Source organism: Vibrio ulleungensis, assembly GCF_016900875.1.
In the GTDB taxonomy this organism is placed as follows: Bacteria; Pseudomonadota; Gammaproteobacteria; order Enterobacterales; family Vibrionaceae; genus Vibrio; species Vibrio ulleungensis.
Window position 1 is genome coordinate 111,719 of sequence record NZ_JAFEUM010000005.1, and the last position, 14,534, is coordinate 126,252.

Here is a 14,534-nt window from a genome sequence, read left to right on the forward strand (position 1 = left end):
TGCGCCTTTTGGTTATAATAGAGGCGCATTTTTTATACGAGTTTTAGAATTCTATTAATGACCAAGTTTATTCAAACCACTCAACTGTTGCGATTTTCTGTACTAGCAGTGATGGTCCTTATCGCAATTGTAGTAGCTTCTTATTTTACTCGTATGGACGCAAAAGAAGATGCTCTCATGCAGCAATATATTGCCGAGGCGCAGCATCAACTGGAGTTTACAGGTCGCGAGTTTTCTAATGTACGAATGCAGCTTGTGAGTTTGACCAAGGTGATCGCGTCCGACTATCGCGTAGCCGACATGTTAGATATGCCTTCTAAAGATAATAAACAACTGCTTGAAGAAGCATGGTTTAGCATTATCGAAAATCAGCACTGGTTTGATGAAATACGCTTGATTGATGAGGAGGGACAAGAGTTAGTTGTTGCGTTGTTGGATGAAAAGTCGGGCACGATTAGCTTTGAATCGGCAGAGCTGCTCAACAACTTTCTGGATGACCCCTCTTTTAAAGATTTTGCGCGTTCGATTACCGATACCATAAGCACCTGGGGCATAAAAATTGTCGATGAAGAACTTCTTGCCGAAGGAGCAAGAATGTACGTCTCATTTCCGCTGTCCCTCAATGGTGTTCGCGAAGGGTATATCGTCGTGACGTTTAATTTGTGGCGACTAGTCAATGCCCTAAATTACTCTCCCCTTAATCACATTGAAGCTGAGATAATCGATGAGCATGGATTCTTTTTTGCCTCAGAAGATACCAATATTTTGTTCGGCGGCATTATCCCTGCCCATGCTCACCATAACGTAGCAAAGATGTACCCTGACACGTGGCAGAGGATGCAACACCAGTTAGAAGGTGTGTCGTATGTAGATAACACAACCATAGTGTATAAGCGATTAACCAATCAACCAGACGATGAGTCGATTGTTGGGATCGTTCGAATAACCGATGATATCGTCGCAAGCAGTCTAAAGTATCAGCGTGAAGCCTTAATTTCCCAGTCTCTTACTTTTGTTTTAATTGGCGTGTTGATGCTGGTGCCAGGCGTCTATTTCTTAAGCCAGTATCAAATGAGGCTGCTCGATAGCACGTTGGCTAAAGCGGCTCTTGAAGGTATGTCAGCGGTGATAATTGCTGATGAGGAAGGGCGCATCGTCAAGGTAAACAATGAGTTCATCAACATGACGGGCTACTCACCGGGCAAAGTGATAGGCACAAAATACGAAAAATTGGTGGTGCCCTCAAGTGTCGAACAAGTACTTACTCAAAGAGAGTCGGCATTAAAAAAACACGGTGTGTGGCAAGGCGAATTAATGGCAGTATGCGCCAACGGGAACTTAATACATACTCAAGTGAGAGAGCAGCGAGGGGTTATTGAGAAAAACTATCGCTTTAATATCGTATCTCTTATCGATATCAGCTCTCAAAAAGCGCTAGAGGAAAAGCTGCTTTATTTGAGTGAGCATGATGGGCTAACAGATATTTGGAATCGACGTAAGTTTGATAACGAACTTCATAAATACGCATCACTTAAAATGCGTTACCCAAGTAAAGAGCCTGCAGCGCTAGCGATCATCGATATTGACCACTTCAAAGCAATCAATGATCAGTTTGGGCACGACGTTGGCGATAATGTAATAAAGAAAGTGGCGAAGTATTTTGTCGACAATCTTAGAGTCACAGACTTTGTTGCCCGAGTCGGGGGAGAAGAGTTTGCGGTGATCATGCCTCATACTGACAACACTGTGGCTGGTAACGTATTAAATAGATTACGCGAACATCTAAACCTTGAAGGGGAGGGGTTACCACCGGTGACCGTGAGTATCGGTGTTGCCGATATAACGGACAGCGCGGACCATTGCTATAAGAATGCCGATAAGGCGTTGTATCTCGCAAAAGAGCAAGGGCGAAATCAAGTCAAACTGAGTGACTAATGGTTTGTGTGGTGGAACAGCTAAACCATATTAATCTATCATTGGTCGCAATAGCTGCTGAATATTAGGCAAAAAAAAAGACTTCGTAAGAAGTCTTTTTTATTATCTAGCGTAATCGCGGTGCGATTATAGTACGTGTACTGACGCAGTGTTTGTTGTGCCTGACGCTACTAGAGCACCAGAAACCATTACTACGATGTCGCCTTTCTTACCAAAACCAGACTCAAGAGCGTACTCTTTACCGTTTTTGTAGAATTCGTCAGTGCTGTCGATAGAATCAACAAGTACAGGGCGAACACCTTTAGTTAGAACAAGCTGTGCAGCAGTTTTTGCGTTAGTTGTTAGTGCAACAATGCTTGCTGTTGGGAAGTACTTACGTACAGAGCGAGCAGATTTACCACCTTCAGTTGCAACGATGATAAGTGGTGCAGCTAGTTTTTCAGCAGTGTCTACAGCGCCTTTACATACAGCTTCAGTGATGCGAAGACGTGGGCTATCTAGACGAGAACCTAGTTCAGCTTTAAGTGCAGCATCAGTACGGTTAGCAATTTGAGCCATGATAGTTACCGCTTCAACAGGGTATTTACCTTTAGCTGTTTCGCCTGAAAGCATTACTGCGTCAGTACCGTCCATGATTGCGTTTGCAACGTCACCCGCTTCTGCGCGAGTTGGGCGTGGGTTTTGAATCATAGAATCAAGCATTTGAGTTGCTGTGATAACTGTTTTACGTGCGCGGTTACATTTCTCGATCATCATTTTCTGAGCGAAGATAACTTCTTCTGCTGGGATTTCAACACCTAGGTCGCCACGAGCAACCATGATGCCGTCAGAAAGCTCAAGAATCTCGTCAAAGTTATCAACGCCTTCTTGGTTTTCAATTTTAGAAATGATGTGAATGTTGCTTCCGCCGTTAGCGTTTAGGATTTCACGGATTTCTTTAACGTCTGCTGCCTTGCGGATGAAAGATGCAGCAACGAAGTCAACGCCTTGCTCACAACCAAACTTAAGGTCGTTCTTGTCTTTTTCAGAAAGAGCAGGAAGTTGAACAGAAACACCAGGAAGGTTTACACCTTTGTTTTCGCCTAGTGCGCCGTTGTTTAGAACTTTACACTTAACTTCAGTGTCAGTTGTTGAGATAACTTCCATTTCAATTAGGCCATCATCTACTAGGATGGTGTTACCTGCAGAAAGGTCGCCTGCGAAACCAGCGTAAGTTACTGCCACAACGTCTTTATTACCAACAACAGAGATGTCAGTAGTAAATGTGAACTCTTGACCAGCTACTAGATCAACGTCATTGCCGCCTTCTAGTTTAATAGTACGGATTTCAGGGCCTTTAGTATCGAGAAGAATGGCAAGTTGCTTACCAGCACCTTCCATTACTTTACGGAAGTTTTCGATACGAGTACCGTGTTCTGCGTAGTCGCCGTGTGAGAAGTTAAGGCGCATTACGTTCATGCCAGCGTTAACAAGTTCAGTTAGCTTTTCTACAGATTCGGTTTTTGGGCCAATCGTACATACGATTTTGGTCTTTTTCATGGAAGTGCTTCTCCAGTATTTACAAAGTGATAAATTCAAATTTATGGGCTGTCCAAAACAGCATAGTTGAAGTTTTCAGTTGTGCTGAAAAATCCCATTTGGATGCATTATGGGGCCTTCACTATGATGTCTTGGTGTATCGTAACCCTTTCAGAGTTTTGGTAATTAAATTACATTTGCGTGACGCTTTTTTGTCCGCAATTTCAACTTTTCACTCTAGGTACCCCAGTTTTTGACCAGATTACTGCGCTAATGTGTGATGTCTTTTGTAATTTAATTTCTTAACGTGACGGATTCTAACACTTAAAACCGCGGATTACACGGTTTAAGAGTTGTCATAGAACAAGGTTTTGCTTCAAAATATTATTTTTCTTGATGAAATAAATCATCTGGTTAGCAGGAAGCATTTTTTGACTCAAATTTGAGGTTTGAGTACCTATTTAGAGGTAGGCGTGAACAAAGGGATAGCCTGTTCTAACGAACTGAGTATGGCTGTCGCTTTCTCACGAATTGTGTGACTTGGTGTGGTGAGGTCAGGGACCATGACGCAATCGCATTTGGCGGCAAGGCCCGCACGCATGCCATTATTAGAGTCTTCAAATACGACACATTGATCAGCCTTTACGTTTAGCCCTTGTATTGCACGGATATAGCATTCTGGATTGGGCTTCCCTTTAACTACGTCATCGCCGGTCACTATCACTTTAAAGGAAGACAGGTAGTGGTAATCCTTAAAATGGTGTTGAACTTGGCTCAGTGAGGACGAGGTTACCAACGCCAATTTTACCTGTTGATCCAAAAGGTGATGAAAAAGCGTATCGAAACCTCGCTTAATTTCGGTTGTATTGCGTTTTTGAGCAGCCATAAGTCTATCTCTATCGAAAATAAACTTATCCAGGCTAAAGTCGGCGTTTAGAAAGTATCTCTTAAGCATGTCTTCACACTCAACATCTTTCACACCAATGAACTTTGAATAAAATGAGTCATCAATATTGAGGCTTTGCAATTGAGCTGCCTGTTGCCAAACACTTTTGATGCTTCGCTCGGTATCAAAGATCAGGCCGTCCATGTCAAAAAGGGCTGCACAATACATGACTATCTCCTTTATATAGGGTTAGCAAAGGTGAAATAAAATTACATTTCCACTGGCTCAATCAATTTGCGGGCAAATAACAACCAACTTTCGCTTGATAAACACCCATTAATGACAACCAAATTAAAGGGACTTTAAGCTTATGTGATCTGCGTCACAATAAATTTTTAGCTACCAAGCGTTAAAGTGAGGCATGGGTCACTATAAAATGAGTTTCATTATCATCTGCGGCGGAGTGTAATTTTATGACGCGCCATTTGTGTGATCTGTGTCGCTATTTATATTTCTGAATATCTTTTTATGTGTGATCTGCGTCACAAAAATGTCAGGGGCGTGCAATATTTAATGCTTGTGTTAGATTTTTGGTAAATCGAAATCGCGAAAGATTGCGATTACCACAACATATAACATAACAAAAAAGACAAGAGGTCGCCCTATGCTTTCTCCTGAAGCGAAGATCAAGGTTCAAAACTTTGGTCGATTTTTATCCAACATGGTAATGCCGAACATCGGAGCGTTCATCGCTTGGGGTTTCATTACTGCTTTATTCATCCCAACTGGCTGGTGGCCAAACGAAACACTCGCTGCCCTAGTTGGACCAATGATTACCTATCTATTGCCATTACTAATCGGTTACACCGGTGGTAAAATTGTTGGCGGAGATCGCGGTGCGGTCGTCGGTGCAATTACCACAATGGGCGTTATCGTTGGTACCGACATTCCAATGTTCATGGGTGCAATGATTGCAGGCCCATTTGGCGGCTGGGCAATCAAGAAGTTTGATGCATCTGTCGATGGTAAGGTGAAGAGTGGTTTCGAGATGTTGGTCAACAACTTCTCAGCCGGTATCGTTGGTATGATTTGTGCGATCATCGCATTCTTCGTTGTAGGTCCAGCTGTTAAGATGCTATCTAGTGCATTGGCTGCTGGTGTAGACATCATGGTGAATGCAGGTCTGCTTCCTTTAGCGTCCATTTTTGTTGAACCTGCAAAAATTCTATTCCTAAATAACGCGATTAACCACGGTATCTTCACGCCACTTGGTGTTCAACAATCTGAAGAGCTTGGTCGTTCAATCTTCTTCCTGATTGAAGCGAACCCAGGTCCTGGTCTAGGTCTACTGTTGGCATACATGGTGTTTGGCCGCGGCAGTGCTAAGCAATCTGCTGCAGGTGCTTCGATCATCCACTTCTTTGGTGGTATCCACGAGATTTATTTCCCGTACGTACTAATGAACCCACGCCTTATCCTTGCTGTAATTGCAGGTGGTATGACTGGTGTATTCACTCTGGTTGTATTTGATGCTGGCCTAATCTCTCCTGCATCTCCAGGTTCAATCTTCGCGGTATTGTTAATGACACCTAAGTCAGCGTTTGTTGGCGTAATCCTGTCGGTCATTGCATCAGCGACTGTCTCTTTTGTTGTCGCATCGCTACTAATGAAAACTCAAGCGCAAACCGATGATGAAGATTCACTAGAGCAAGCGGCTAGTCAAATGAAAGACATGAAAGCAAGCTCTAAAGGTGCACCAGTTGCTGCAGATTTCAACATGAGCAACGTGAAAAAAATCATCGTAGCCTGTGATGCTGGTATGGGGTCAAGTGCAATGGGTGCAAGCTTACTGCGCAAGAAAGTGGAAGCTGCTGGTCTAGGCATTAGCGTGACAAACTTAGCTATTAACAGTTTGCCTCAAGATGTCGACATTGTCGTGACACACCGAGACCTCACCGATAGAGCTCGCTCTGTGGTCGCAAGTGCTCACCACATATCACTCAGCAACTTCTTAGACGCTGCTGTCTATGACAATCTGGTGGCGGAGTTAGAGCAAGCACAGTCTCAAACTACTTCAGCCCCAAGCGCTGAAGGAAAAAAAAAACCAGCTGAAGACAAGCTAACGTTAACGGAAGACAACATCTTCCTAGGACTACAGTCCAAAGATAAACAGCAAGCAATCCGCTTTGCGGGTGAAAAGCTGGCCGCGCTGGATTACGTATCGCCTGAGTACATCGACGGTATGTTTGCCCGAGAAGAATTAGTTTCGACTTACTTGGGCGAGTCCATCGCGGTGCCACACGGCACCATCGAAGCAAAACAATATGTTAAGACTACAGGCATCGTATTTTGCCAATACCCACAAGGTATTCAGTGGGGTGAGGACGAAGATGATGTCGCTAAAATGGTCATTGGTATTGCGGCGCAAGGTGATGAACACAACATGGTGCTAATGGCGATTACAAATTCACTAGATGACGAAGAAGCGGTGACATTGCTTCAAACAACAACTAACCCACAAGATGTGTTAAAAATTCTGAACGGTTAAGTTGAACTTGATTCGTCAACGCTCCTAAGTGAACGAGGCCAGCATTCCCCCTATATTGCTCTGGCCTCCTTTTTGTTTCTAAAACATTGAAAATTGGTTAGGTAAATTATGAAAGCTCTACATTTTGGTGCCGGCAACATCGGGCGTGGTTTTATTGGTAAACTGCTCTCTGACGCTGGAATTGCAGTGACGTTTGCGGATGTAAATGAAACAGTGGTCAATGCGCTTATTGAGCGTAACCAGTACCCAGTAAAAGTAGTGGGTGAAGACAGTGTTGTTGAAGAAGTCAGTAACGTTACTGCCATCAGTTCACTGGATCCAAGTATTGCTGATTTAGTCGCTGACGTTGATATGGTCACAACCGCAGTAGGCCCAACAGTGCTTAACATCATCGCTAAGACCATTGCCGATGGCATTGAGAAGCGACTTTCTAACAACAACACGGCGCCACTTAATATCATTGCGTGTGAAAACATGGTGCGTGGTACGAGTCAGCTTAAAGAAACAGTATTTGGTCATTTAAGCGATCAAGCCAAAGCGTTTTCTGACCAATATGTTGGATTTGTTGATTCCGCGGTAGACCGTATTGTCCCTCCTGCCGAAGAAGGTGAAACCGACCCGCTTGCAGTGACAGTAGAAACTTTTAGTGAGTGGATCGTTGATCAAACTCAGTTTAAGGGCGACATTCCAGACATTCCAGGAATGGAATGCACTGACAACCTAATGGCCTTTGTAGAACGTAAGCTGTTCACTCTAAATACGGGCCACCTTATTACCGCTTATCTAGGTGTGTTGGCGGGACATGAAACGATCAAAGAGTCGATTGAAGATGATGCAATTCGAGCGGATGTGACCGCTGCAATGAATGAAAGTGGTGCAGTATTGATCAAGCGTTACGGCTTTGATCCTGAAGCTCACGCTGCTTACATTCAGAAAATTCTTGGTCGATTTGCGAACCCATATTTACGCGATGAAGTGGATCGCGTAGGGCGCCAGCCTATTCGTAAACTCAGCCCGCAAGACCGTTTGGTTAAACCACTAAACGGGACATTAGAGTACGGATTACCCAATGAGTACCTTCTTAAGGGTATTGCTGCCGCATTCTTGTATAAGAATGACGATGACCCTCAAGCCGTTGAATTGCAAGCTATGTTTGCAGAAAAAGGCTTCGCACAAACACTTGCTCATTATTCAGAGCTGAAAGCTGACTCGGAAATTGTTACACTCGCTGAGCAAGCATATAACGCACTTAAATAATAACGCCCATAGCGCTGCGTAAGCGGCGCTATCAACCATCGTATTTGAACGAATGCCAATATCTCCAGAACATGAAACTGAATTACTCGAAGCTCTGTCTGAATCACAGAACGCTAATGAGTGCCTGCTTAGCGCCTATGATGTGCTAGACGATACTGTGGATGCAGTATTACAGTCTATCTTTCATAAGGACGACTATGCAGTGAAGTTCGTTGTTGAACCATTGCTCACTACGGATGGGCCTCTTGGAGACGTTTTGATCCGCTGTAAGTTGTTGTTAGGGTTAGGTGGAATCAGTAAGCAAACCTATGACGATATTGAGATTTTTGTCACTTTAAAAGAGTGGGCTCGTCATGAACCAAACGTGAGCTTCATTGATCCCAATGTATTGTTTGAGCTTAATCGAGTCCAGGCAATTCATAGCGTCATGCCATTAGAGTTTTCTGATGCACTCATAGAAGGTTTGGATGAAAGCTCCAAACTGATGTTCTTGCAAAGACACTTTCTTAAAGTGCGCTCAACGATTGTATTGGCGGTAACGTCGCTAATGCATTCATTATGTAAAGAGAACGCACTGACCAGTTAGTTGAATAGATTCACCAGACAGTAAATATCAAAAGGCGGTTCATGATTGAACCGCCTTTTCTATATAGAAGCAATCTATGCAACGTCAATCGAATGGTTGGGGGGAGCGATCAACCTACAGTGCTTAAAGATCTTGGATGTTTTCTGCTTCCAGTTCTTTAAAGTATTTAACCGTTTTAACCTTAAGCTCTTGTTGAGCCGCTTCGTCAGCGACAATAACCGCTTTATTGTGCATTTGAAGTGCTGTGACCGTCCACAAATGGTTAACGCTACCTTCAACGGCCATCTGTAGTGCTTGCGCTTTATTGTGACCAATGGACAGAATCATCACTTCTTCTGCATCAAGCAGTGTCGCAACACCAATGGTCAGTGCGTATTTTGGCACTTGATTTAGGTCGTTATCGAAAAAGCGTGAGTTTGCAATGCGCGTATCTTCGGTGAGAGTTTTGATACGAGTGCGAGAGGCCAATGACGAACCTGGCTCGTTAAAGGCGATGTGACCATCAATGCCTACACCACCCATAAATAGGTTAACACGACCAAAAGAACGCATTTTCTCTTCGTACGCAGCACAATGCGCATCGATATCTTCAGCTTGTCCGTCAAGTAGGTTGATGTTTTCTTCTTGAACATCTACGTGATTGAAGAAATTGTTGTACATAAACGAACGGTACGACTCTGGGTGCTCTGGATCGATCCCTACATATTCATCCATGTTAAATGTCACCACGTGCTTAAAGCTCACGTCGCCTTTGTTGTACATTTCTATCAGGTATTTATACGTGGTTAATGGTGTGCCACCAGTTGGTAGGCCAAGGACAAAAGGTCGATCAGCAGTAGGCTGAAAATTGTTGATCGCTTCTACAATGTGGCGTGCCGCCCACTTTCCAACTTGCTGCGCATTTGCTACGGGAATCAGTCTCATAACTCTACCTATTCTTAAATGTTCTTAAAATGGAAGTAACTAGGTTATTTTGCATTGTAAATTAAGTGTGATGATTATCCAAACAATAATGGTAGCCGCTAATAAGATTTCCACACTTTTGTGCGCTCTCTCGCATCAATAGTAAATCAAGGTTTCTAACCAGATTTCGAATTGAAACTTATGATTTAGGCCTACTGTTTCCATCAAGGTTTAGTCAAACAAGTAGATTTGCTAACAAGCTTATGTTTCCTAGTAAAAGTGTTACTTCTGAGACGAATTTACATTGGACAATGGTCTTTCGGTGTGAAAGAATCATGAAATCAAAACGAAACTTAAGCGATCATGACGAAACGAAATACTCAGATTCGAAGAAACGCAATTGCGACTTTAGTTAGCCGAAAAGGTGATGTTAGCGTTGAAGAGTTAGCGATCAAGTTTGAAACTTCTGAAGTTACGATTCGAAAGGACCTAGCCATGCTAGAACGTGGTGGTCAGCTAGTTCGTCGCTATGGTGGTGCCGTGGCTCTGCCAACGGAAGCCATAAATCAAGAGCTGGATAGTTTAGTTTCTACGGTCAAATTGTCCTTAGCGGAAGCTGCCGCGCAGCTGATCAAAGATCACAACCGCATTATCGTAGATTGTGGTAGCACTACAGGGGCATTAATCCCACACTTGTCGCACTACAAAGGCTTAGTCGTGATGACAAACTCTCTCAATGTCGCCAATGCGTTAAACGAGCTAGAAAGTGAGCCAACCCTGCTTATGACCGGCGGCACTTGGGATGCACATTCTGATTCGTTTCAAGGGCAAGTCGCTGAAGCAACGTTAAGAGCCTATGATTTTGACCAGCTATTTATTGGTGCCGATGGATTAGATCTAGACCGCGGTACAACAACGTTTAATGAATTAACCGGCCTCAGCCGCGTCATGTCTGACGCATCGCGAGAGGTCATTGTCATGATTGAGTCCGAGAAAATTGGCCGACGTATGCCTAACTTGGAACTGGATTGGGACGCTATTGATGTCTTGGTCACTGACGAGCAACTCAGCCAAGAACAACAACAAATTATTGAATCTAATGCCGTGCGCGTCGTTCGCGCTGAAAAATAAGTGGCAAACTAACTATTTGGAGTAAAAACATGTGTGGAATAGTAGGTGCAGTAGCACAACGTGATGTAGCAGAAATTTTAGTCGAAGGCTTACGCCGCCTAGAATACCGTGGCTACGACTCTGCCGGTGTTGCCGTCGTTGACGCTGAGTCGAATCTAACTCGCGTGCGTCGCCTTGGTAAAGTGCAAGAGCTTGCTGATGCAGTAAACGAAGCCAAAGTTGTGGGCGGTACTGGTATTGCACACACTCGCTGGGCAACTCATGGTGAGCCAAGTGAAGTCAACGCTCACCCACATATGTCTGGTGACATTGCTGTGGTGCACAATGGCATCATCGAAAACCATGAAGAGTTGCGCGAACTGCTGCAAAGCCGCGGTTATGTATTCACCTCTCAAACCGATACTGAAGTCATCGCACACATGGTGGAGTGGGAGCTTCGCACCTCAGAAACACTGCTAGAAGCGCTGCAAAAAACCGCTAAGCAGCTTGATGGTGCGTACGGTACGGTAGCTGTTGATCGTCGGGACCCGTCACGCATTGTGGTTGCGCGCTCTGGTAGCCCGATTGTTATCGGCTTCGGTGTCGGTGAAAACTTCCTTGCCTCTGATCAGCTTGCGCTACTTAGCGTTACGCGCCGCTTTATGTACTTAGAAGAGGGTGATGTTGCTGAAGTCACTCGCCGTGATGTGACTGTGTTTAATGCACTGGGTGAAAGTGTAGAGCGTGAAATCATTGAGTCGACGGTCGAGCACGATGCCGGCGATAAAGGCAAATACCGCCACTTCATGCAAAAAGAGATCTTTGAACAACCAGCTGCACTTATTAGCACAATGGAAGGTCGCATCTCTGAAAAATCAGTGATCACCAATGCTATTGGCGTTCGCGCTGAAGAGATTTTAAGTAAAGTAGAGCATGTGCAAATCATCGCATGTGGTACGTCATACAACTCTGGTATGGCTGCGCGCTATTGGTTTGAGTCAATTGCGGGAGTCAGCTGTGATGTTGAGATCGCCTCTGAATTCCGTTACCGCGATTTTGTGGTACGTCCAAATAGCTTATTGGTGACACTTTCTCAGTCAGGTGAAACCGCCGATACATTAGCTGCACTGCGTCTTGCTAAAGAAAAAGGCTACATGTCAGCAATGACCATTTGTAACGTTGCCGGCTCGTCATTGGTTCGTGAATCAGACTTTGCTTTCATGACTCGTGCAGGCACCGAGATTGGTGTTGCATCAACCAAAGCGTTCACCACTCAACTTGCTGCAATGCTGATGATGGTTGTGTCTATTGGCCGCCTTCAAGGTCGTGTTGATGAAAAACGTGAAGCAGAGATTGTGAAGTCACTGCATGAGCTACCAGCACATATCGAATACGCGCTCTCTTATGATAAAGCTATTGAAGCTCTGGCACCGGATTTCGCTGACAAACACCATACGTTGTTTTTGGGTCGTGGTGAGTTTTACCCGATTGCGATGGAAGCGTCACTTAAACTTAAAGAGATCTCATACATTCACGCTGAAGCCTATGCAGCAGGCGAGCTAAAGCACGGCCCACTGGCTCTGATTGATGCCGATATGCCTGTTGTTGTGGTTGCGCCAAGTAACGAGTTGTTAGAGAAGCTAAAATCAAACGTTGAAGAAGTACGCGCTCGTGGCGGTCAACTGTATGTGTTTGCCGATGAAGCAGCAGGTTTTGAAGAAGATGAAAACATGAAGATCATCAAGCTTCCTCACGTTGATGAAGTCGTTGCTCCTATCTACTACACAGTGCCTATGCAGCTTTTGGCCTACCATGTAGCACTTATTAAAGGTACCGATGTGGATCAACCTCGTAACCTAGCAAAAGCGGTTACTGTTGAGTAATTAAAACGGGGTTTGCTACTGCTCGAAATTAAGCAGTAGCCTCTAACATACCGATACTGTTCGAGCTCTGCTTACTTCTAGGCAGAGCTCGTTTTTTTGCACTCTACCAACTGATAGATTGGTTCAGCTGATTCAAAACTTTCAGTCGATAACTTTCCGAATCCATCGCGCTTCATCAAGTTGTGCTGGTATGAATAACAGCTGCGGTCAAAAAAGGGCAGTCCTTTATAGTGACTACCCTAGTCTACAGTGTGTCTAGAAAACTTGGCTAGGCAGTAACTGCCTCAGCATCAAGTAATAACGTAGATAACCTTAGCCTTAACAAAAGATGCTCTCGCCCTTATGCGCTTATAAGAGTGCGAACGTAGTCTGCAACGTCTTTATCCTGACAATGTTCGAAGAAACACTCTTGGAAGTGTTTTCCTGATACTGCCTGTGTAACCAGTGATTGATCGATAGCTTTTAGCGAATCAAGGTAGTCGTTTTTAGTCACCGCTGCTTTTACATCATTCAGTAACTTCGCATTTTGCTGTTGAGGTTCGGCACGCTCTCGTGGGTAACCTAAACCGCGCTCACCGGTTAGTAGCGCTTTTTCAAACATATAGCGAACGTTCAACTCTGCTCCCCAACCGTACCCTTTGGCAAAGGCAAGAGATAGGGCATTACCGTTATTGATTTGGTTAAACAAAAACGCATCGGAAGGATCGAGGCAGTAACCACATACTACACCTGGGTGTAGGTTTAGCGACATCATTGCGCCTTGGCCTGTACCACAACCGGTAAAGACAAAGTCTACAGCCTTAGTATTGAGTAAGATGCTAGCCATAATGCCTAGATGAATATAGGTGAGGTGATGGTCATTGTCATCGTGCATACCTACGTTAAATACAGGGTGGCCTAATTGGTCAGCGACTGCGTTAAGTTCATTGACTACAGTAGCATTTTTACCTGCTTGACTGTTTTCCATCATTAAAGCGATTTTCATTGTATTACTCCAAAGTTAAATAGATTATTTCGGTGCTTTAGCGAGCTAACCAGCCACCATCGACGGCGATGGTGTAGCCATTTACATAGTCAGAGGCGCTTGACGCTAGGAAGACACATGGGCCAGCGACATCTTCAGGTTTGCCCCAGCGTTCAGCAGGAATACGCGCAAGTATGTCTTGATTTCGCTTTTCATCTTCGCGAAGTGCTGCGGTATTGTCCGTCGCCATGTATCCCGGGGCGATCGCATTGACATTGATATTGTGCTTAGCCCACTCATTGGCCATGGCGCGAGTGACACCTTGTACAGCGCTTTTAGACGCTGTGTAGGACGGTACGCGAATACCTCCTTGGAATGAGAGCATTGACGCGATGTTGATGATCTTGCCACCACTGTTTTGAGCAATAAATTGCTTGGCAACTGTCTGTGACATGAAGAAGGTCGATTTAATGTTGAGATCCATAACGTCATCCCAATCTTGCTCGGTAAACTCAATGGCGTCGTTGCGGCGGATAATGCCCGCATTGTTGACCAGTACATCGATACGACCAAACTCTGTAACGGCTTGATCTATTACCGATGGAATACATTCGGTTTTCATTAAGTCTGCTCTGATATCTAAAAACCGGCGACCTAACTCTTCAACTTGGTGCTTCGTGTCGGCAGGTTCGGCAAAATTAATACCTACGATGTGACAGCCAGCCTGTGCAAGCCCAAGTGCCATTCCCTGACCAAGTCCTGTATTACAGCCAGTGACGATGGCCACTTTTCCAGATAAATCGAACTGTTCTAAAATCATTGTGAGTTCCTTATTAAGATGCTTAGAGCGTCCAAAATGTAAATTTTGGGTGCAAAAATCTTGTACTCGACCGATATGGTCGAATACGTAGGGTTATGTTTTTGTTAGGTAATTCGTTTGTTGG

The 14,534-nt window shown here is 44.4% G+C and carries 11 protein-coding genes; 6 read left to right on the forward strand and 5 right to left on the reverse strand.

The window, feature by feature from the left end; all coding sequences use genetic code 11:
* The first annotated feature begins 57 nt into the window (after positions 1-57).
* Entirely contained in the window at positions 58-1,935 is a 1,878-nt protein-coding gene (locus JQC93_RS13285) for a sensor domain-containing diguanylate cyclase (RefSeq protein WP_205158917.1), read from the forward strand.
* 126 nt (positions 1,936-2,061) lie between these two features.
* Here the strand turns inward: JQC93_RS13285 and pykF are convergent, their stop codons facing one another.
* Both pykF and JQC93_RS13295 read right to left on the reverse strand, forming a co-directional pair.
* Positions 2,062-3,474 carry a pyruvate kinase PykF gene (pykF, locus tag JQC93_RS13290; protein ID WP_205158918.1) on the reverse strand — a complete coding sequence of 471 codons (1,413 nt, stop codon included), beginning with the start codon at positions 3,472-3,474 and terminating at the stop codon, positions 2,062-2,064.
* Positions 3,475-3,910: 436 nt separating this feature from the next.
* Positions 3,911-4,567, reverse strand: coding sequence for an HAD family hydrolase (locus JQC93_RS13295; protein WP_205158919.1), 657 nt, complete (start codon positions 4,565-4,567; stop codon positions 3,911-3,913).
* 436 nt (positions 4,568-5,003) lie between these two features.
* Here JQC93_RS13295 and JQC93_RS13300 point away from each other — a divergent pair, with 436 nt between their 5' ends.
* The 3 genes from JQC93_RS13300 to JQC93_RS13310 all read left to right on the forward strand — a co-directional run bounded on the left by JQC93_RS13300 (position 5,004) and on the right by JQC93_RS13310 (position 8,730).
* On the forward strand, positions 5,004-6,887 hold the full coding sequence (locus JQC93_RS13300; RefSeq protein WP_205158920.1) for a PTS mannitol transporter subunit IICBA: 1,884 nt from the start codon (positions 5,004-5,006) through the stop codon (positions 6,885-6,887).
* A gap of 108 nt (positions 6,888-6,995) precedes the next feature.
* Entirely contained in the window at positions 6,996-8,144 is a 1,149-nt protein-coding gene (locus tag JQC93_RS13305; protein WP_205158921.1) for a mannitol-1-phosphate 5-dehydrogenase, read from the forward strand.
* A 52-nt stretch (positions 8,145-8,196) separates the two neighbouring features.
* The gene (locus JQC93_RS13310; protein ID WP_205158922.1) at positions 8,197-8,730 is read left to right on the forward strand and encodes an MltR family transcriptional regulator; all 534 of its coding nucleotides are present in this window, start codon (positions 8,197-8,199) and stop codon (positions 8,728-8,730) included.
* A gap of 123 nt (positions 8,731-8,853) precedes the next feature.
* On the opposite strand, the gene nagB is transcribed toward JQC93_RS13310, so the two are convergent.
* Positions 8,854-9,654: a glucosamine-6-phosphate deaminase gene (gene nagB / locus JQC93_RS13315; RefSeq protein ID WP_084889075.1), complete on the reverse strand. Its 801-nt coding sequence runs from the start codon at positions 9,652-9,654 to the stop codon at positions 8,854-8,856.
* A gap of 342 nt (positions 9,655-9,996) precedes the next feature.
* Between nagB and JQC93_RS13320 the strand changes: the two genes are divergently transcribed.
* Both JQC93_RS13320 and glmS read left to right on the forward strand, forming a co-directional pair.
* Positions 9,997-10,764 (forward strand): DeoR/GlpR family DNA-binding transcription regulator, encoded by a 768-nt coding sequence (locus JQC93_RS13320; protein WP_205158923.1) that lies wholly within the window; start codon positions 9,997-9,999, stop codon positions 10,762-10,764.
* 29 nt (positions 10,765-10,793) lie between these two features.
* The gene (gene glmS, locus JQC93_RS13325; RefSeq protein ID WP_205158924.1) at positions 10,794-12,626 is read left to right on the forward strand and encodes a glutamine--fructose-6-phosphate transaminase (isomerizing); all 1,833 of its coding nucleotides are present in this window, start codon (positions 10,794-10,796) and stop codon (positions 12,624-12,626) included.
* A gap of 340 nt (positions 12,627-12,966) precedes the next feature.
* Here the strand turns inward: glmS and JQC93_RS13330 are convergent, their stop codons facing one another.
* Both JQC93_RS13330 and kduD read right to left on the reverse strand, forming a co-directional pair.
* On the reverse strand, positions 12,967-13,611 hold the full coding sequence (locus JQC93_RS13330) for an RpiB/LacA/LacB family sugar-phosphate isomerase (RefSeq protein WP_205158925.1): 645 nt from the start codon (positions 13,609-13,611) through the stop codon (positions 12,967-12,969).
* 37 nt (positions 13,612-13,648) lie between these two features.
* Positions 13,649-14,410 carry a 2-dehydro-3-deoxy-D-gluconate 5-dehydrogenase KduD gene (gene kduD, locus JQC93_RS13335; RefSeq protein ID WP_205158926.1) on the reverse strand — a complete coding sequence of 254 codons (762 nt, stop codon included), beginning with the start codon at positions 14,408-14,410 and terminating at the stop codon, positions 13,649-13,651.
* Positions 14,411-14,534: the final 124 nt, after the last annotated feature.

Excerpts from the sequence above, each read along its gene's own strand:
- JQC93_RS13285 (WP_205158917.1), top strand. The coding sequence starts at position 58 with ATGACCAAGTTTATTCAAACCACTCAACTGTTGCGATTTTCTGTACTA.
- pykF (WP_205158918.1), bottom strand. The coding sequence starts at position 3,474 with ATGAAAAAGACCAAAATCGTATGTACGATTGGCCCAAAAACCGAATCT.
- JQC93_RS13295 (WP_205158919.1), bottom strand. The coding sequence starts at position 4,567 with ATGTATTGTGCAGCCCTTTTTGACATGGACGGCCTGATCTTTGATACC.
- JQC93_RS13300 (WP_205158920.1), top strand. The coding sequence starts at position 5,004 with ATGCTTTCTCCTGAAGCGAAGATCAAGGTTCAAAACTTTGGTCGATTT.
- JQC93_RS13305 (WP_205158921.1), top strand. The coding sequence starts at position 6,996 with ATGAAAGCTCTACATTTTGGTGCCGGCAACATCGGGCGTGGTTTTATT.
- JQC93_RS13310 (WP_205158922.1), top strand. The coding sequence starts at position 8,197 with ATGCCAATATCTCCAGAACATGAAACTGAATTACTCGAAGCTCTGTCT.
- nagB (WP_084889075.1), bottom strand. The coding sequence starts at position 9,654 with ATGAGACTGATTCCCGTAGCAAATGCGCAGCAAGTTGGAAAGTGGGCG.
- JQC93_RS13320 (WP_205158923.1), top strand. The coding sequence starts at position 9,997 with ATGACGAAACGAAATACTCAGATTCGAAGAAACGCAATTGCGACTTTA.
- glmS (WP_205158924.1), top strand. The coding sequence starts at position 10,794 with ATGTGTGGAATAGTAGGTGCAGTAGCACAACGTGATGTAGCAGAAATT.
- JQC93_RS13330 (WP_205158925.1), bottom strand. The coding sequence starts at position 13,611 with ATGAAAATCGCTTTAATGATGGAAAACAGTCAAGCAGGTAAAAATGCT.
- kduD (WP_205158926.1), bottom strand. The coding sequence starts at position 14,410 with ATGATTTTAGAACAGTTCGATTTATCTGGAAAAGTGGCCATCGTCACT.